Here is a 14,526-nt window from a genome sequence, read left to right as displayed (position 1 = left end):
ACCGCTCTCCTTCCGTGGCATTTACCATGCGAGGTGCTAATGCATCTGAAGGAGGGGGCCGAAAATCCAAGAATTCCCGTTAACCACGGCGAAGGTCCGGCAATTTCATTTGCCAGCAAAAACAACCGGTAACGAAGGCTGCTGATGTTCCGGCGTTAATGCGTCGTCTGGAGTACGGGCACCAGGATCGGCGAGGTCGTCAGGCTCTTGATGATCGGAGCCTGTCCGATGGCCGCCCGCGCCACCCGGTTGCGTCCGTTCGATTTCGCGCTGTAGAGCGCGACGTCAGCGGCCTCCAGCAGCTGGTTCTTGCTGAGCAAGGTATCGGGGGTCATGCTGGCGAACCCCACACTGACGGTGACGTGATCGAGTGGGCTCGTCTCATGCGGCAGGTTGGCCGCAGAGACGATTTCCTTCACTCTTTCGCAGACTTTCTCGGCGCCGGCCATATCGGTGCCGGGAAGAACGATCACGAATTCCTCACCGCCATAGCGTCCGATGAAATCGCCCGGGCGGAAGATCGTGTTGGACAGGATTTCGCCGAGCCGCGTCAGGCAATCGTCGCCGGCGACATGGCCGTAGGTATCGTTGAAGGCCTTGAAGTGATCGACATCGACGATAGCGACTGCCAAAGGTACTTTCGCTCTAGCGGCGATCGCCCATTCGCGCTCGAAGGCACGGTCGAAGGCCCGCCGGTTAGGCAGACCGGTCAAGGGATCTGTGCCGGCAAGATGTTCCAGCCTGGCATTGGCTGTAGCGAGCTGAGATTCGAGCCGCAGGCGCGATTCAAGGGCCAGCGCCACCGGGATCGTCGAAACCTCGATGAAGAGGATGAACATCTGGACGAGAAACAGACGATCGCCGGCGGTCGTCTCGGCGATGAGGAACATCGGTCCGCTGCCGGAACTGGTCATCGCCAGTGCAATGCTGCCGCAAATAACATAGGCCGCCGAAAGGCCGGCAAGGCCGAGGCGGAAGGCGGCGAAGACCAGGAATGGCATGATGACGAAGAGCAGCGGATACCGTGACTGCGAGAACACTGCCGCGGTGACGACGCCGACCAGGCCCAGGCACAAGACCATATAGGCGAGGCCTTCCTTGTCTTTCATGGCGCTGATGCCGGAGCGGCGCAGGGCGACCGCCAGAGGTGTCACCAGAGCGATTCCCAATGCATCGGCCATAAGCCAGGTCTTGAAGATCTCGCCGCTGTTCTCGGTCTGGAGCGTGGAGAGAGCCACGCCGGCCAGCGCCCCGGCAAAGGCCGGTCCGAGAACGACCGCATAGATGAGGAACTTCTGGGCGAAGGCCCAATTGATGATAGTGCTGCGGTTACGCAAGCGGCCACCCAGCACATGGGCGGGAATAGCCACTTCCGCCATGTTGCAGGCGCTGAGCGCGAGTGCTTTTGCCATGTCGTTGCCGGCGCCCAGATTGGCCAGGACATTGGCGAGCATGCAACCGGCGACCAACATACGCCAATGTGAGCGCGGCGTGGTCAGCAGATAAGCGAGGAGCACGCCATTGGCGAGCCAGACGGAAGCGATGGTGCCTCCTTCCCCGGTGAATTTGAGCGAAAGCCAGGCCGACAGGAAATAGAGGATGGAGACAAGGAGGATCTCGGATTGAGAACTCTGCGGAATACCTTTGTTGCGAAGCATTTGACACCACCCGCGCCGTTCTTTTGTGGCATTAAGGAGGCATTAAACCTTCGAGTGTTTTTACGGCGGTTAATTTGATGGTGACATTTTTCAATGATTGCCGCTCTCGGCTTTAAAGGTTAACCCAGCGAGAGTGAATCTAAATGTAACGAGCGAGCAAGAGCGATCGTCGTTCGCAAGCGATCAATACCATCCAACCATGCCGATCCGCGCGCCGTCCTCCGGCGTCTTGATCTCGATGGCCTGGTCCTCCTCGTCCTCATCGAAGGAATGGAACCAGCGTGAGAGTTTCTGCAACAGATTTCGCATGGCGATTGCTCTGATCTTGCATCAATGCCGAGAGCCTGAAATTGGTTCCGGGTGAGCATAGGCACATGCCCTGACAGGACATGTCACCAGTGAGCAGACCTGCCGGTATTCAGCCGTTTAGCTGCCGTCGAAGCCGCTTTGCGGAGCGGTGAGCTGCCATATGAGGCCGGATGACCGGCGCTCGACCGAGGCTTCGCCCCGCAATGCCGAGGGCGTGAGCTGTTCCAGCACCTTTGTTCCAAAGCCGGTCGATGGCTTGCCGTCGACCTCGGGCCCGCCCGTCTCCTCCCAGCGCAAAGTCAGGACGCGCGCTTCCGGCGGACCGGCGTGCGACCAGGTGACGCTTACTCGCCCGGCAACCGTGGAGAACGCGCCATGTTTCGTAGCGTTGGTGGCGAGCTCGTGGAAGGCCATGCCGAGATGTTGCGCAGCGACGGCAGAAAGCTGGACGTTCGGTCCGTTCATCTCGAGTCGGTCGCGCACGCCGAAACTGTCGAGATGCGTGGAGATGAGGCTGTGCAGATCGGCGGTCTCGCCGTCGCTGTTGATGAGCAGGTCATGCGAGCGCGACAGGGCGGTGATGCGCGACTGGATCAGCGCCTCGAATTCCTCCGGCGAGCGCGCCTGCTTGTTGGTCTCGCGGATCATCGCCAGGATGACGGCATACTGGTTCTTCACCCGGTGCGCCAGCTCGCGCATCAGCATGGTGATCCGTTTCTCGGCCTGCTTACGGCGGGTCGTGTCCTGGGTGATGCCGATGAAATGCCGGCCTTCCTGATCCACCGAGACGCGATGGTTCTCGAGCCAGATCATCTTCCCATCCGGCCGATAGAAACGATATTCGTCGCGCGGCGGTGGTGGCTCACCCTGCTTCATCCGGCTGCGCGCCTCGCTCATGCGGGCGCGATCCTCGGGATGCACCATGGTCAGGAAGCGCTCCGCCGCCGGCGTGTCCCTGGCGGGATCGAGTCCGATCAGGCGGTAGAAATTCTCGTCCCAGGTCAGCGTCCCGTCCGGCTTGATTTCCCAGCTCGCCATGTCGGCCGCCTTGAAGGCGAGTTCGAGGCGTCGCCGCTCGAGTTCGAGCGACCGCCGCTCCCGTTCCAGGCGCTGGATCGACTTGTCGAGAAGATCGATCACGAAAAGGATCAAGCCGCAAACGATGATGAAGCCGATGATGGCGGCAACCGCCCAAATGCCGTTCGCATCGCCAGTCCCCGATGTCGTGAGAAAGTAGACGGCAAGAGCGGTGCAGGCGATGAGCGCGGCAATGCCCGCCTGGCGGCCGCCAAAAAAGGCGCTGAGCAGCACGGCCGGGTAGAGGGTGAGGAAGGGCAGCATGCCCGGCATGACGAGCTTGAGAAATGCCGCGATCACGACAAAGACGGCCGCCGCCAGCAACCCGTAGGCCGGATGCCGCCTCAATGACGGCAAGCGTCGATCAATCCACACCAGTCTCTCCCTGTCTCAGCGCACCATATCATGGCAAGAGGAGAGCGCCAGCCCACGCCGACCCAGCTAGTTGCGAAGGCCGGCGATGCGCGCCAGCACATGATCCTTGCTCGCGGTGAAGGCGATCTTGTCCGGCTGAAGAGCAACGGCTTTCTCAATCTCCGCAAGAGCTGTCTCATAGACCTTCAATGCGCCAGCCTTGTTGCCTTGTTCCTCCAGCACATAGCCGCTCTTAACCTGGGTCTGGTAGACGTTATAGAAGTTCTCCGGATTCTTGGGCTCCAGCCCGGCCGCTTTCTGCGCGGCGTTGCGCGCCGCCTCGAAAAGCTTGAGCGCATCGTCCGGGAAATTCTTCGTATAGGTGTCACCAACATCCATATAGGACTGGTACAGGTCGCGCAGGCTGGCGGGATTGTCCGGGAAGCGCTTGTTGAAAGTCTTGGCCGCTTCGAGCTTCAGGTCGTTCTGAGCGAAGAAGCCCTTCCAGTCATCGACCTTGGTCTTGTCGAACGCGACCCGGCCATGGAAGATGATGACATCGCTCTGATAGACCTGCTTGTCGGGATGAGCGTCGGCCACCTTGATCGCGTAATCCAGACCGGCCTGGTCATAGGCCAGCGCATTCGCATAGTCCTTCAGCTGAACATAGGATCCCGCCAGCTTGGCGTGATAGAGCGTGGCATTGCGCTGCCAGGCGACATTCTCCGTATCGAGAGCGGCAAGCTTGAGCACCGCCTCATGCGCCTTCTTGCTGTAGCCGATGGCGGTCACGTCGTCGGGGACGAATTCGTACCAGGTGGCCATCTTCTCGAAGGAGGTCACCAGGTCTGCGACCCAGACCTTGTTCGCCGGGTCGGAATCGACCAGCTTCAACCGGATATCATTGGCCGCTGTATAGGCGGCGAGCGATTTTTCGGCGTCCTCCTTGGTGATGACATTGTCGCCGAAATAGGTCGTCTCGCCGATCTTCTCCAGCACGCCGGCAAGACCCCGCTGCCAGGCGGTGTTCCTGGGATCGGCCGCAACGAGGCGCTTGATGATGGAAGCCGAGGCTTCGAGCGAGGCCAGGGCCGGTTCGCCGCCCGCCTCGTCATATTTCTGGAAGGCGCCTGCCTGGTCGAACTGGATCGATCCCATGGCCTCATAGGCGCTGGCGAGATCGAACTGCCGCAACGGGTCATCGGGCCTGGCTTCGGCAAGTTTCCTGGCGATGTCGAGGCTGGCCTGATAGGACGCGCGGGCCTCGGCGAGCTTCTTGCCGTCCTGCTGGATTTCGCCGATCAGCCGATGGCTGCTGGCCAGTGTCACCTGCCAGTCGTCATTGGCGGCATCGCGCCCGACCAGCTTCTCGACGATGCCGCGGCTCGCTTCATAGGAAGCGAGCGCTTGATCCGGATTGCCCTGCAGCTTGTGCAAGGCGCCGACCTTGAGATAGGCCGCAGCCTCGAGACCCTGCGCGGCGCCATCATCGGCATCGGCCGTGGCAAGCTCCTTGCGCAAGCCGAGTCCACTCTCATAAGCGGCAAGGGCGCCTTTCGAATCGCCCTGATCGCGCAGCACGTCGCCGAGTTTGAGCGTGCCGGAAGCGAGCCTATCCTTCCAGGCTCCATTGCCGGGCTCGGCTTCCATCATATCCGTTGCGACAGCCTGCCCGGTTTCGAGAGCCTTGCGGGCCTTGGCCAGGTCGCCGACCGTCACATAGAGATCGCCCAATGCGGCCAAGGCCTGGAACTGTCCTTCACGTTGGTCATCCGGCAGCTTCTCGCCCGCAATCTCGCTATAGAGCGCGGCGGCCTGCTCATAGCTCACAATGGCGAGATCGTAATTAAGGTCGGCGCGCGAAGCGCCGCCGCTGATCGAATGCGTGGCCGCCTCCGACAATGTGCGCTCGAGGAAATTCGCCTTGAGCGCGTCGCGCGAGCTCGAATCGATGGAAGCCGCCTCCGTGAGCTTGCCGCGTGCGGTATCGAAGGCGCCGAGCGCCAGCTGCTGTTCCGCCTCCTGCCTGAGCTTCGTGACGGCGGGATCGGTGGAGGCCAGCGTGCGCATCTGGTTGCGGGTCGTCACGAAGGCCTCGGCCGCATCGGCGAGCTTCCTGGTGCGCTGCTCGAGCGTCAGATCCTTGGCATCGGAGGAGATCAAGGCGCCATAGAGCGGCGCCAGCGGCATGTCCTTCTCCTTGGCCAGCCGCTCGACCTCCTCGCGCAGATCCGGCGTGACATCCGCCATAGCGAGCAGCAGACGCTCGCGCTCCGGCAGCTTGTCGACCGTCGTTGCGGCGAAGAACAATTTGGGCAAGCCGTTTTCGATATAGGGAAGCTGGCCGCCGCGCGACTGGTCGTAGACTTCCTGCTGGACGAGCGTGAGGGCGGAACGGATCTCGATGCCATCGGTCGCGAGATATTTGGCAAGCGCCGTCGTGAAGGGAGAATTGGGCCCCTTGCCGTCGGAAGCCGTCTCGCCGGGCGCCGCCGAGAAAGCGAAGAGCACATTTTCGGCGCGGCCCATGCGTCCGAGACCAGGCCTGATGTCGAGCGGCGCACCGGGCTCTTCGACCACGCTGGCGCCGCGGCTCGATCCGTCACCGCCCAGACCGCCGAAGGGGTCGTTGCGGCAGGCGTCGAGCATGATGAGCCCGACCTTGCCGATCTCGGCGATGGTGGCGCGCACCTCATCGAGCGGCAGGGCCGAGGATTTGAGGAGATCGGCGGTTTCCGCCTTGGCATCGATGGGCAGCAGGAAGTTCTGCCCGCCGATCTCGACGCCATGGCCGGCAAAGAAGACCAGCGCCACATCGGCGCCCGCGGCATCCTCGCGGAAATCCTCGAGCGCCCGGCGCATGCGCTTCAAATCGCGGTTCGATTCGAGCGTGACTTCGAAGCCGAGCGCTTCCAGAGTTTTCTCGATGGCAAGCGCATCATTGACGGCATTGCCGAGCGGGCGGATGGTCTTGTAGTCGTCCGCGCCCATGACCAGCGCGACGCGCTTTTCGGCGAAAGCCTGCAATGGAACGACAAAAATGAAGAATGCGGTCGCAGCGATGCGCAGCACGTAATGCCTCCCGGTTTGGTCAACCGGAAAACACCACGTCAATATGGCATCCGCAAGCCTGATTTTGTGCTTTCAGATGGCCGGATTTTGACGAAAGGTCAGGTCGCGCCTTGGCTGAGATCGAGGACCACGCGGCCGACAATCTTGCCCTGGCGCATCTCGTCGAAAATCGCGTTGATCTGCGACAGCGGCGCCTTGCGGATCGTCGCCCGGACGAGGCCATTGGCGGCGAAATCGAGAGCCTCGCGCAAATCCGCGCGCGTGCCGACATTGGAGCCCCTGATGCTCAATTCCCAATTGGTGATGGCGGCAATGGAAGCCCGGATCTCGTCCGATTTGCCGCCGGGCAGGCCGATATAGGCGACGGTGCCGGCGGGCCTGAGCATCAGGATTGCCTGCTCGAAGGCCTTGCTGGCGACGGCCGTCACCACAGCCGCATGGGCACCGCCGATCTCCGTTTGGACGGCCGCGACCGCATCCACCTCCGCGCCATTGATCAGCACCTCGGCGCCCAGCGATTTGGCGAGCTTGAGCTTGTCGGCGGAGACATCGACCGCCGCCACGCGCAACCCCATGGCGCGCGCATATTGGACGGCGATATGGCCAAGGCCGCCAATGCCGAGAATGGCCACCCACTGGCCGGGCCTCGCACCGGTGCGCTTGAGGCCGCGATAGGTGGTGACGCCGGCGCACAGGATCGGGGCAAGCTCGAAGAGATCGGCATCGGCGGGAAGCCTTCCGACAAAGGCGGCAGGGGCCACCATATATTCGGCATAGCCGCCGGGCTTCGAATAGCCGGTGGCCTCGCCCGATTTGCAGATCGTCTCCATCCCGGCGAGGCAGAATTCGCAAAGTCCGCAGGACGAGTACATCCACGGCACACCCACGGCATCGCCCGTCTCGAAACCCTCGACGCCTGGGCCAACGGCCACAACATGTCCCGCCACTTCATGGCCAGGGGTCAGCGGCAGATTGGGGAGCGGCGACCAGTCGCCTTCGATGGCATGGAGATCGCTGTGGCACACACCGCAGGCGGCGACCTTGATGAGGATATCGCCATGGCCAGGTTCCGGGCGCGCCACGTCCTCGATGGCCAGCTTGTCCTTGATCCGATGCAGGACCGCCGCCTTCATTGTCTTCGCCATGAGTTGCTCCCCGTTGCTTCGTCTGTTTGAGCCAAACTAGATATTCCGGCGTCTCGCTGGCCATATCCCCAAAGCAATAGGCGGGCTCGGGGTGGTGGGCTATAGAGGTGAAATGACAGGATCGCCACCGCGCCGCCATTTGCTGCTCGACAGCCTGAGCCGCAGCACCGCCGAATTGACGGTGGCGCTGGAGAGCGATGGCTTCGTGCCAACTTTGCTGCAGGCGGTGCAGCGCCTCGTCCATGCCGATTTCGTCATGGTATTCGGCTATCGCGGATCCGACCAACCCCAGATGCTGGGCGACACGCTTGAACGCGACCATCACCGCGTCTGCTCCGAGGATTATGTGAATGGCCCCTATCTGCTCGATCCATTCTACAAGTTGGTCGAAGATGGGACTCGGGAAGGCTGCTTCCGCCTCCATGACATCGCGCCCGATCGCTTCCGCCAAAGCGAATATTTCCGCACTCACTACAAGCGCACGGGCATTGGCGAGGAGGTAGGCTTTGTGTTCAATGCCGGTCGCGACATCACCGGGGTCGCGTCGGTGGCGCGCTGGACCTCGTCTCCCGCTTTGTCGCGTGACGAACTGGATCTTCTGCAGGCGATCGAGCCGGCAATTGGGGCGCTATGCGCCCGCCACTGGAGCCGCATGAACCGGGCGCGGCTGGTTTCGCCCGACAATATGGGCACCACCGCGGTGGCGGCGCTGGAGGATTTCGCTGGCGGCATCCTTTCGGCCCGCGAGCGCCAGATCATGACTATGATCCTCCAGGGTCATTCCACCCAGTCGCTCGCCCATCATCTCGATATCAGCCCGGGCACGGTCAAGATTCACCGCAAGAATGTGTACCGGAAACTCAATATTTCGACCCAGGCCGAGCTTTTCGCGGCCTATCTGGCCTTCGTCCAGGCGCGGGGTGGGGGAACCGGCCTATTCCCCGGGGGATATACTAAGCGCACGCCATCTCTTGGATAATCTCCCCAATCGAGAAACCACCCTTGGGAGGGGAAGATGACGAAGAGCTGGTACAGCGATCTGCCGCAATATTATCAACGCCAGATCAAGGCCGCGGGCCTCGATGAGGCGGGGCTCACTCGCCGCAGGCTGCTAAAGGGCATGGCCGCGACGGCGGGCGTGGCGATGGCGGGACTTTCCTCGCGCCCGTCGCGGGCTGCAGCGCAGATGACCTATATGTGCTGGGAAGGCTACAACGACCCGCGCATCATGGATCCGTTCAAGAAGGCGAATGACGTCGATATCGCCTTCGACCTCATCGTCGACAGCCCCGGCGGGTTCGCCAAATTGCAGGCCGGCGCCTCGCGCGAGGTCGATCTGGTGTCGAGCGACATGCCGTGGATCACGCGTCTGGGACCGGCCGGGCTCGCTCATGAGCTCAACCCGTCCGAATATGAAGATGTCTATGCGACCTTCTACGACCAGTTCAAACCGCCTTTCGAGCCCTTGCTGCATGAAGGCAAGACCATTGGCGTCGCGACGCGCTGGGGTTGGGTGGGGCCTTGCATCAACACCGACATCACCAAGCCCGAAGTCTGGAAGACCTATGATCCGGTCTTCGATGACGCCAACAAGGGTAAGATCTGCGTCATGGACTGGGGCGACTGGCCGATCCTGCCGATGGCGCTGCATGCCGGCATCGACCCCTATCAGGAGCTTGACCAGAACGCGCTCGAGGAAGTGCGCAAGGTACTGCGCGCCATGTTCAAGAACACCCGCATGCTGGTTGCCGATCTGACCCAGGCGCAGAAGGGCCTGCTCGACGGCTCGCTGCTCGGCTGCATCGGGGCGGGATCATATCTGACATCCGCAGTGCGCAAGCAGGGCCACAAGAACATCATCGCCGTGGTGCCGGAGCCCAAGAACGGGCTGAAGCAGGGCATCATCTGGGTCGAGGCCACCGCCATCCTCAAGGACACGGATCAGCCGGAGCTGGCGCAGAAGCTCCTGAAGCATGTCGTTTCCAAGGAATCAGGCCACATCCTCTCGCTGCTCGATTCCACCTGCAATGTCGTGACGAACAAGGCGGTGGAAGAGCTTTATACGCCGGAGGAGCGCGACATCCTGCAGGTCGACTATATGTGGAAGGCCTGGGACAATTCACAGATGCATCGCATCGCCCCCAATATCGATGAGATGCTCGCCATCTGGCAGGAGGAATTGGCGGCGGCGCAATAGCGCGATCGCGAACCATATGACTGCCATTCTTGATATAAGTGACGTACGCAAAACCTATGGCAGCTACGCCGCCCTGAAAGGGGTATCGCTTTCGGTCAACCAGGGCGAGTTCATCGCTCTGGTTGGTCCGTCCGGGTGCGGCAAGACCACTTTGCTCAAGCAGATTGCTGGTTTCGAAGATCCAGATTCCGGCCACATCGCCATCGCGGGCGCCGACATGGCGGGCGTGCCGGCGGCGAAGCGACCGACCAGCATGGTATTCCAGAAGCTGGCGCTGTTCCCGCACATGACGATCGCCGAGAATATCGGCTTTCCGCTCAAACTGCGCCAGAAGAGTCCCACCGAGATCAAGAAGCGCGTCGGTGAGATGATCGAGCTCATGCAGCTCAAGACGGAGTATTTGACGCGCTACCCGCGCCAGCTCTCGGGCGGCGAGCAGCAGCGCGTGGCTTTGGCGCGCTCCATGGTGTCCGAGCCCAAACTGCTGCTGCTGGACGAGCCGCTGTCGGCCCTCGACGTCAAGCTCAAGAAAGTGCTGCAGGCGGAGCTCAAGCGCCTGCATCGCTCGGTCGGCGTCACTTTCGTTCATGTGACCCATGATCTCGAGGAGGCCATGATGCTGGCCGACCGGATCTGTGTGATGCGCGACGGGGCTATCCTGCAGCTTGGCACGCCCGGCGACATCTACTACCGGCCGGCCGGTAGTTTCGTTGCCGGCTTCATCGGCGAAACCAATCTGGTGCCGATCACGGTGACGAAGCGTGGCGAAGTCGGTATCGACTACAGGTCCGCTGATGTCAGCGATGCGGATGGCCGGATCGCCGCGAGGCTCGTCGCCGGCAATGTCGGGGAAGGGGCAGCACAGCTGATGCTGCGGCCGGAACTGCTGCGCGTTCTGCCGCCCGGCGAGACGGCGGATGGTGTCATCGAGGCCGAAGTGGTCGAGATGTTCGGCAAGGGTGGCACGGTGCAGTATCGCGCCCGTAGCGCCAGCGGCCTGGCCCTTGTCGTGGAGATCCCGGGAACGTCGTCATTGCCGATGCGGATCGGCGACAAGGTGAGGCTCGGTTTTGCCAAGAAGGACATCTATGTCTTCCGGGCGGAGGCCTGAACATGGCGGAAGAGGTGCCGAGACGCTGGCGTGATCCGGAATTGCTGGTCAAGGCGCTGCCGACCGTCATCCTGCAGACCACCTGCTTCCTGGCACCTCTCGTCATGACCTTCCTGCTCACCTTCCAGCGCAGCCGGAACTTCCAGCTGCAATGGACATGGGACCTGTGGACCTGGACCGACATCTTCTCGAAACCGCATTATTGGACGATCCTCCTGCATACCGTCTTCATGGCGGTCGCCTGCGTGGCGATCTGCCTGGTGATCGCTTTTCCCGTGGCCTATGGGCTCGCGACCCGCTTCAAGGCCTGGGAGAACGAGATCAAGGTCCTCATCACCTTCGCCTTCATCACCGATGCGACGCTCAAGATCTATGGCTGGGCGCTCTTTCTCGACAAGAACGGCATGGCCAACTATCTCCTGGGCTCGCTCGGCCTGTCGCCGGAAATTGTCGCGTTCCTGTTTACCGATTGGGCGACTTTGCTCGGCATGGTCTATTCGCTGCTCGCTTTCGCGATCTTCACGCTCTATCTCTCGATCAGCAATATCGACCGCTCGCTCATCCTGGCGGCCTATGATGCAGGCGCCGGGAAGCTCAGGGCGCATTGGGAAGTGACCCTACCTTTGTGCAAGCCCGGAATCTGGGCGGGCAGCGTGCTGATCTTCCTCCTGAGCGTTGGCGCTTTCCTCGAGCCCAAGGTGCTGGGCGGCGGCAAATCGCCAATGTCGGCGGAGCTCATCCGCCAGACTTTCGAGACTCGGGTGAACTGGCCGCTGGGTGCTGCCCTCACCTTGATGCTGATGGTCGTCTCCGTCTTCATCGTGCTGCTGTTCAGCCGGCTCATCGGCCTCAAGCGTGCCGGGCTTGCATCATGACGGCGAAGCTCGAGGGCAGGGTCATCGATTTCATCCTGTGGGGAAGTCTCGCCGCCGTCCTGATCTTCTTCTATGTGCCGATCTTCACCCTCATCGCTTTCTCGTTTCAGGAAGGCCGCTTCCTGACCTTGCCTTTCGAGGGGATTTCGTTGCGCTGGTATGGCGAGTTGTTCCGCAATTCGAATGCGCTCACCGCTTTGTGGAACTCGACGGTCATTGCCGTCGTGACCACCTTGATCGCGACGGCGATCGGAACCATGGCGGCAATCGTCGCGGTGCGCTATCGCTTCAAGGGGCGCGAGGCGTTCCAGCTCCTGGCCGGCGTCCCGCTGGCCTTTCCGCAATTGCTGCTCGGCATCGTGCTGCTTTTGTGGTTCTCGGTGCTCGGCCGCATCTTCGATTTCTCGACCGGTATAACGACGGCGATCATCGGCCATATCGTCTATATCACGCCCTTTGCCATGGTGATCGTTGCCGTGCAGGTGTTCAATTTCGATGCCACGGTCGAGGATGCGGCGCGCGATTGCGGCGCCAGCACTTACGAAGTCTATCGTTATGTCACCATCCCATTGCTGTGGCCCGGCATCTTCTCTGCGGCGATCTTCGCCTTTCTGCTGAGCTGGGGGAACTTTTACCTGACCTATAGCCTTGCCGGCTCGACCCGGACGCTGCCGACTTTCATTTTTTCCGGCATCGCCATTGGCTCATCGCCGCTCTATCCCGCCATTGCGACTGTCGTCTTCATTCCCGGCATATTGCTGGTGATCCTGGCGAACCGATTGCGCCGCAGCTGAACTTCCTTGACCGATGCACAGCGGCGCGTCACGCTGTTGCAGTTTCAAATTCCAGCGGAGGTATTGCCATGCCCGTCAGGCGACAAACTGCCTTTGCCGTTGCGTTATTCTCCGCGGTCCTGACGTGGCCCGCGATGGTGCAGGCGCAGACCGCGACGGTCGAAGAGGTTTCCCGCTTCGTTCGCGATGCCGAGAAGCAGGGCTTTGACTTCTCGATCGACCTCAATCGGGCGGAGTGGATAAACTCCACCTACCTTACCGACGATACCGACGCCCTTGCCGCCCGGTTCGGCGCCGAGCAGACCGAAATGGCGGTTCGATTTGCCCTGCAGGCAGCCAAATACCAGGACGTTCCAGGTCTGACACCCGATTTGGAACGCAAGCTGAAGATCCTGCGCATCCGCATCGGGCTGCCGGCCCCGACCACGCCCGGAGCGGCGAGTGAGCTCAGCGCCATCAAGACCAGGCTCCAGTCGTCTTACGGCCGCGGCAAAGGCACGCTGAACGGCAAAGAGATCAATGGCAGCGACATCGAGGAGGAAATGGGCAAGCCCCACACGCCCGCGGAATACAGCGAGATGTGGACCAGCTGGCACGACAATGTCGGCAAACCGATGAAGGCGGATTATGAGCGGCTTGTGACGATCGCCAATGCGGGCGCCCGGGAGCTGGGCTTTGCCGATGTGGGCGCCTTGTGGCGTTCAGGCTATGACATGCCGCCCGATGAATTCGCTGGCCTGACAGAAATGATCTGGCAGGACGTCAAGCCGCTTTACGATGCGCTGCATTGCTACACGCGTGACAAGCTCAACGCAAAATACGGCAATGCCGTGCAGCCGGCCACGGGCCCGATCCGCGCCGATCTGCTCGGCAATATGTGGGCCCAGGAATGGGGGAGTATCTACAACGATGTTGCCCCGCCCGGCGCCGGCGATCTGGGTTATGACGTTGGTGACCTGCTGAAGGCCAAGAACTTCACCCCGATCGGCATGGTCAAGGCCGGCGAGAATTTTTATACCTCGCTCGGCCTTGCGGCGCTACCTGAGACATTCTGGCAGCGCTCGCTCATCGTGAAGCCCGCCGATCGTGAAGTCGTTTGCCATGCCTCGGCCTGGGATATCGACAATAAGGACGATATCCGGATCAAGATGTGCACGAAGGTCAACAGCGACGATTTCGTGACCGTCCATCATGAGCTGGGGCACAATTACTACCAGCGCGCCTACAAGGACCGGGATCCGCTCTATCTCGACGGCGCCAATGACGGTTTCCACGAGGCGATCGGCGACTTCATCGCGCTTTCGATCACGCCGCAATACCTGGTCGACATAGGTCTGCTCGACAGGGCTAAGGTGCCGGGAGAAGACAAGGAAATCGGACTTCTCCTCAGGCAGGCGATGGGCAAGGTGGCGTTCCTGCCTTTCGGCCTCCTGGTCGACCGCTGGCGCTGGGGTGTTTTCGATGGGACGATCAAGCCAAGTGACTACAACGCGGCGTGGACGGAGCTGCGCCTGAGGTATCAGGGGATCGCGCCGCCGGTGACGCGGGGATCAGACGCCTTTGATCCGGGCGCCAAGTACCACATTCCCGGCAACACGCCCTATATGCGCTATTTCCTGGCAGGCGTGCTGCAGTTCCAGTTCTACGAGGCCGCCTGCGAGATGGCCGGCTGGAAGGGACCGCTGCACCAATGCTCCTTTTACGGGAACAAGAAGGTGGGCGAGCGCCTGAATGCCATGCTGGCGCTTGGCGCCTCAAAACCCTGGCCGGGTGCGCTCGAGCTCTTTACCGGCAGCCGCGAGATCTCCGGCAAGGCGATGCTCAGCTATTTTGCCCCGCTCAAGACATGGCTGGACGAGCAGAACAAGGGCAAGGCTTGCGGATGGTAGCAAAGATGGCCGGCAGCCTCGATCTCCTGTAAGCATCAGCCTGTC

At 61.5% G+C, this 14,526-nt stretch carries 11 protein-coding genes; 6 read left to right on the top strand and 5 right to left on the bottom strand.

The genetic code is table 11. The features are described from left to right. Positions 1 to 155 precede the first annotated feature (155 nt). The 5 genes from DT068_RS25640 to DT068_RS25625 all read right to left on the bottom strand — a co-directional run bounded on the left by DT068_RS25640 (position 156) and on the right by DT068_RS25625 (position 7,615). Positions 156 to 1,658: a GGDEF domain-containing protein gene (locus DT068_RS25640; RefSeq protein WP_119392751.1), complete on the bottom strand. Its 1,503-nt coding sequence runs from the start codon at positions 1,656 to 1,658 to the stop codon at positions 156 to 158. 183 nt (positions 1,659 to 1,841) lie between these two features. Further along, on the bottom strand, positions 1,842 to 1,967 hold the full coding sequence (locus DT068_RS28460; RefSeq protein ID WP_368905190.1) for a hypothetical protein: 126 nt from the start codon (positions 1,965 to 1,967) through the stop codon (positions 1,842 to 1,844). A gap of 117 nt (positions 1,968 to 2,084) precedes the next feature. Next, positions 2,085 to 3,419, bottom strand: coding sequence for a sensor histidine kinase (locus tag DT068_RS25635; RefSeq protein WP_162914464.1), 1,335 nt, complete (start codon positions 3,417 to 3,419; stop codon positions 2,085 to 2,087). Between the two features lie 66 nt (positions 3,420 to 3,485). Beyond that, on the bottom strand, positions 3,486 to 6,470 hold the full coding sequence (locus DT068_RS25630) for a caspase family protein (protein ID WP_119392749.1): 2,985 nt from the start codon (positions 6,468 to 6,470) through the stop codon (positions 3,486 to 3,488). 98 nt (positions 6,471 to 6,568) lie between these two features. Continuing rightward, entirely contained in the window at positions 6,569 to 7,615 is a 1,047-nt protein-coding gene (locus DT068_RS25625; RefSeq protein ID WP_119392748.1) for a zinc-dependent alcohol dehydrogenase, read from the bottom strand. A 112-nt stretch (positions 7,616 to 7,727) separates the two neighbouring features. Here DT068_RS25625 and DT068_RS25620 point away from each other — a divergent pair, with 112 nt between their 5' ends. The 6 genes from DT068_RS25620 (at position 7,728) to DT068_RS25595 (ending at position 14,481) form a co-directional block, all read left to right on the top strand. Continuing rightward, a complete protein-coding gene (locus tag DT068_RS25620; RefSeq protein ID WP_119392747.1) occupies positions 7,728 to 8,594 on the top strand; it encodes a helix-turn-helix transcriptional regulator in 867 nt (288 codons plus the stop codon). 36 nt (positions 8,595 to 8,630) lie between these two features. Further along, entirely contained in the window at positions 8,631 to 9,812 is a 1,182-nt protein-coding gene (locus DT068_RS25615; protein ID WP_119392746.1) for an ABC transporter substrate-binding protein, read from the top strand. 16 nt (positions 9,813 to 9,828) lie between these two features. Next, on the top strand, positions 9,829 to 10,923 hold the full coding sequence (locus tag DT068_RS25610) for an ABC transporter ATP-binding protein (protein WP_162914463.1): 1,095 nt from the start codon (positions 9,829 to 9,831) through the stop codon (positions 10,921 to 10,923). A gap of 2 nt (positions 10,924 to 10,925) precedes the next feature. Continuing rightward, on the top strand, positions 10,926 to 11,798 hold the full coding sequence (locus tag DT068_RS25605; protein WP_119392744.1) for an ABC transporter permease: 873 nt from the start codon (positions 10,926 to 10,928) through the stop codon (positions 11,796 to 11,798). After that, complete coding sequence (locus DT068_RS25600) at positions 11,795 to 12,592, top strand: ABC transporter permease (protein ID WP_119392743.1); 798 nt, start codon at positions 11,795 to 11,797, stop codon at positions 12,590 to 12,592. The genes DT068_RS25605 and DT068_RS25600 overlap by 4 nt, the downstream gene beginning before the upstream one ends. Positions 12,593 to 12,660: 68 nt before the next feature. Then, positions 12,661 to 14,481 carry a M2 family metallopeptidase gene (locus tag DT068_RS25595; RefSeq protein WP_119392742.1) on the top strand — a complete coding sequence of 607 codons (1,821 nt, stop codon included), beginning with the start codon at positions 12,661 to 12,663 and terminating at the stop codon, positions 14,479 to 14,481. The last annotated feature ends 45 nt before the right edge of the window (positions 14,482 to 14,526 follow it).

Origin of the sequence: Taklimakanibacter lacteus, from assembly GCA_003576695.1 — a bacterium.
Classification (GTDB): domain Bacteria; phylum Pseudomonadota; class Alphaproteobacteria; order Rhizobiales; family Aestuariivirgaceae; genus Taklimakanibacter; species Taklimakanibacter lacteus.
The sequence above is the reverse complement of the archived record's forward strand: the minus strand, read 5'-3'. Positions and strand labels throughout refer to the sequence as shown.

What these genes read in the sequence shown, in the direction of transcription:
- DT068_RS25640 (WP_119392751.1), bottom strand. Translation starts at nt 1,658, where the DNA reads ATGCTTCGCAACAAAGGTATTCCGCAGAGTTCTCAATCCGAGATCCTC.
- DT068_RS28460 (WP_368905190.1), bottom strand. Translation starts at nt 1,967, where the DNA reads ATGCGAAATCTGTTGCAGAAACTCTCACGCTGGTTCCATTCCTTCGAT.
- DT068_RS25625 (WP_119392748.1), bottom strand. Translation starts at nt 7,615, where the DNA reads ATGGCGAAGACAATGAAGGCGGCGGTCCTGCATCGGATCAAGGACAAG.
- DT068_RS25620 (WP_119392747.1), top strand. Translation starts at nt 7,728, where the DNA reads ATGACAGGATCGCCACCGCGCCGCCATTTGCTGCTCGACAGCCTGAGC.
- DT068_RS25615 (WP_119392746.1), top strand. Translation starts at nt 8,631, where the DNA reads ATGACGAAGAGCTGGTACAGCGATCTGCCGCAATATTATCAACGCCAG.
- DT068_RS25610 (WP_162914463.1), top strand. Translation starts at nt 9,829, where the DNA reads ATGACTGCCATTCTTGATATAAGTGACGTACGCAAAACCTATGGCAGC.
- DT068_RS25605 (WP_119392744.1), top strand. Translation starts at nt 10,926, where the DNA reads ATGGCGGAAGAGGTGCCGAGACGCTGGCGTGATCCGGAATTGCTGGTC.
- DT068_RS25600 (WP_119392743.1), top strand. Translation starts at nt 11,795, where the DNA reads ATGACGGCGAAGCTCGAGGGCAGGGTCATCGATTTCATCCTGTGGGGA.
- DT068_RS25595 (WP_119392742.1), top strand. Translation starts at nt 12,661, where the DNA reads ATGCCCGTCAGGCGACAAACTGCCTTTGCCGTTGCGTTATTCTCCGCG.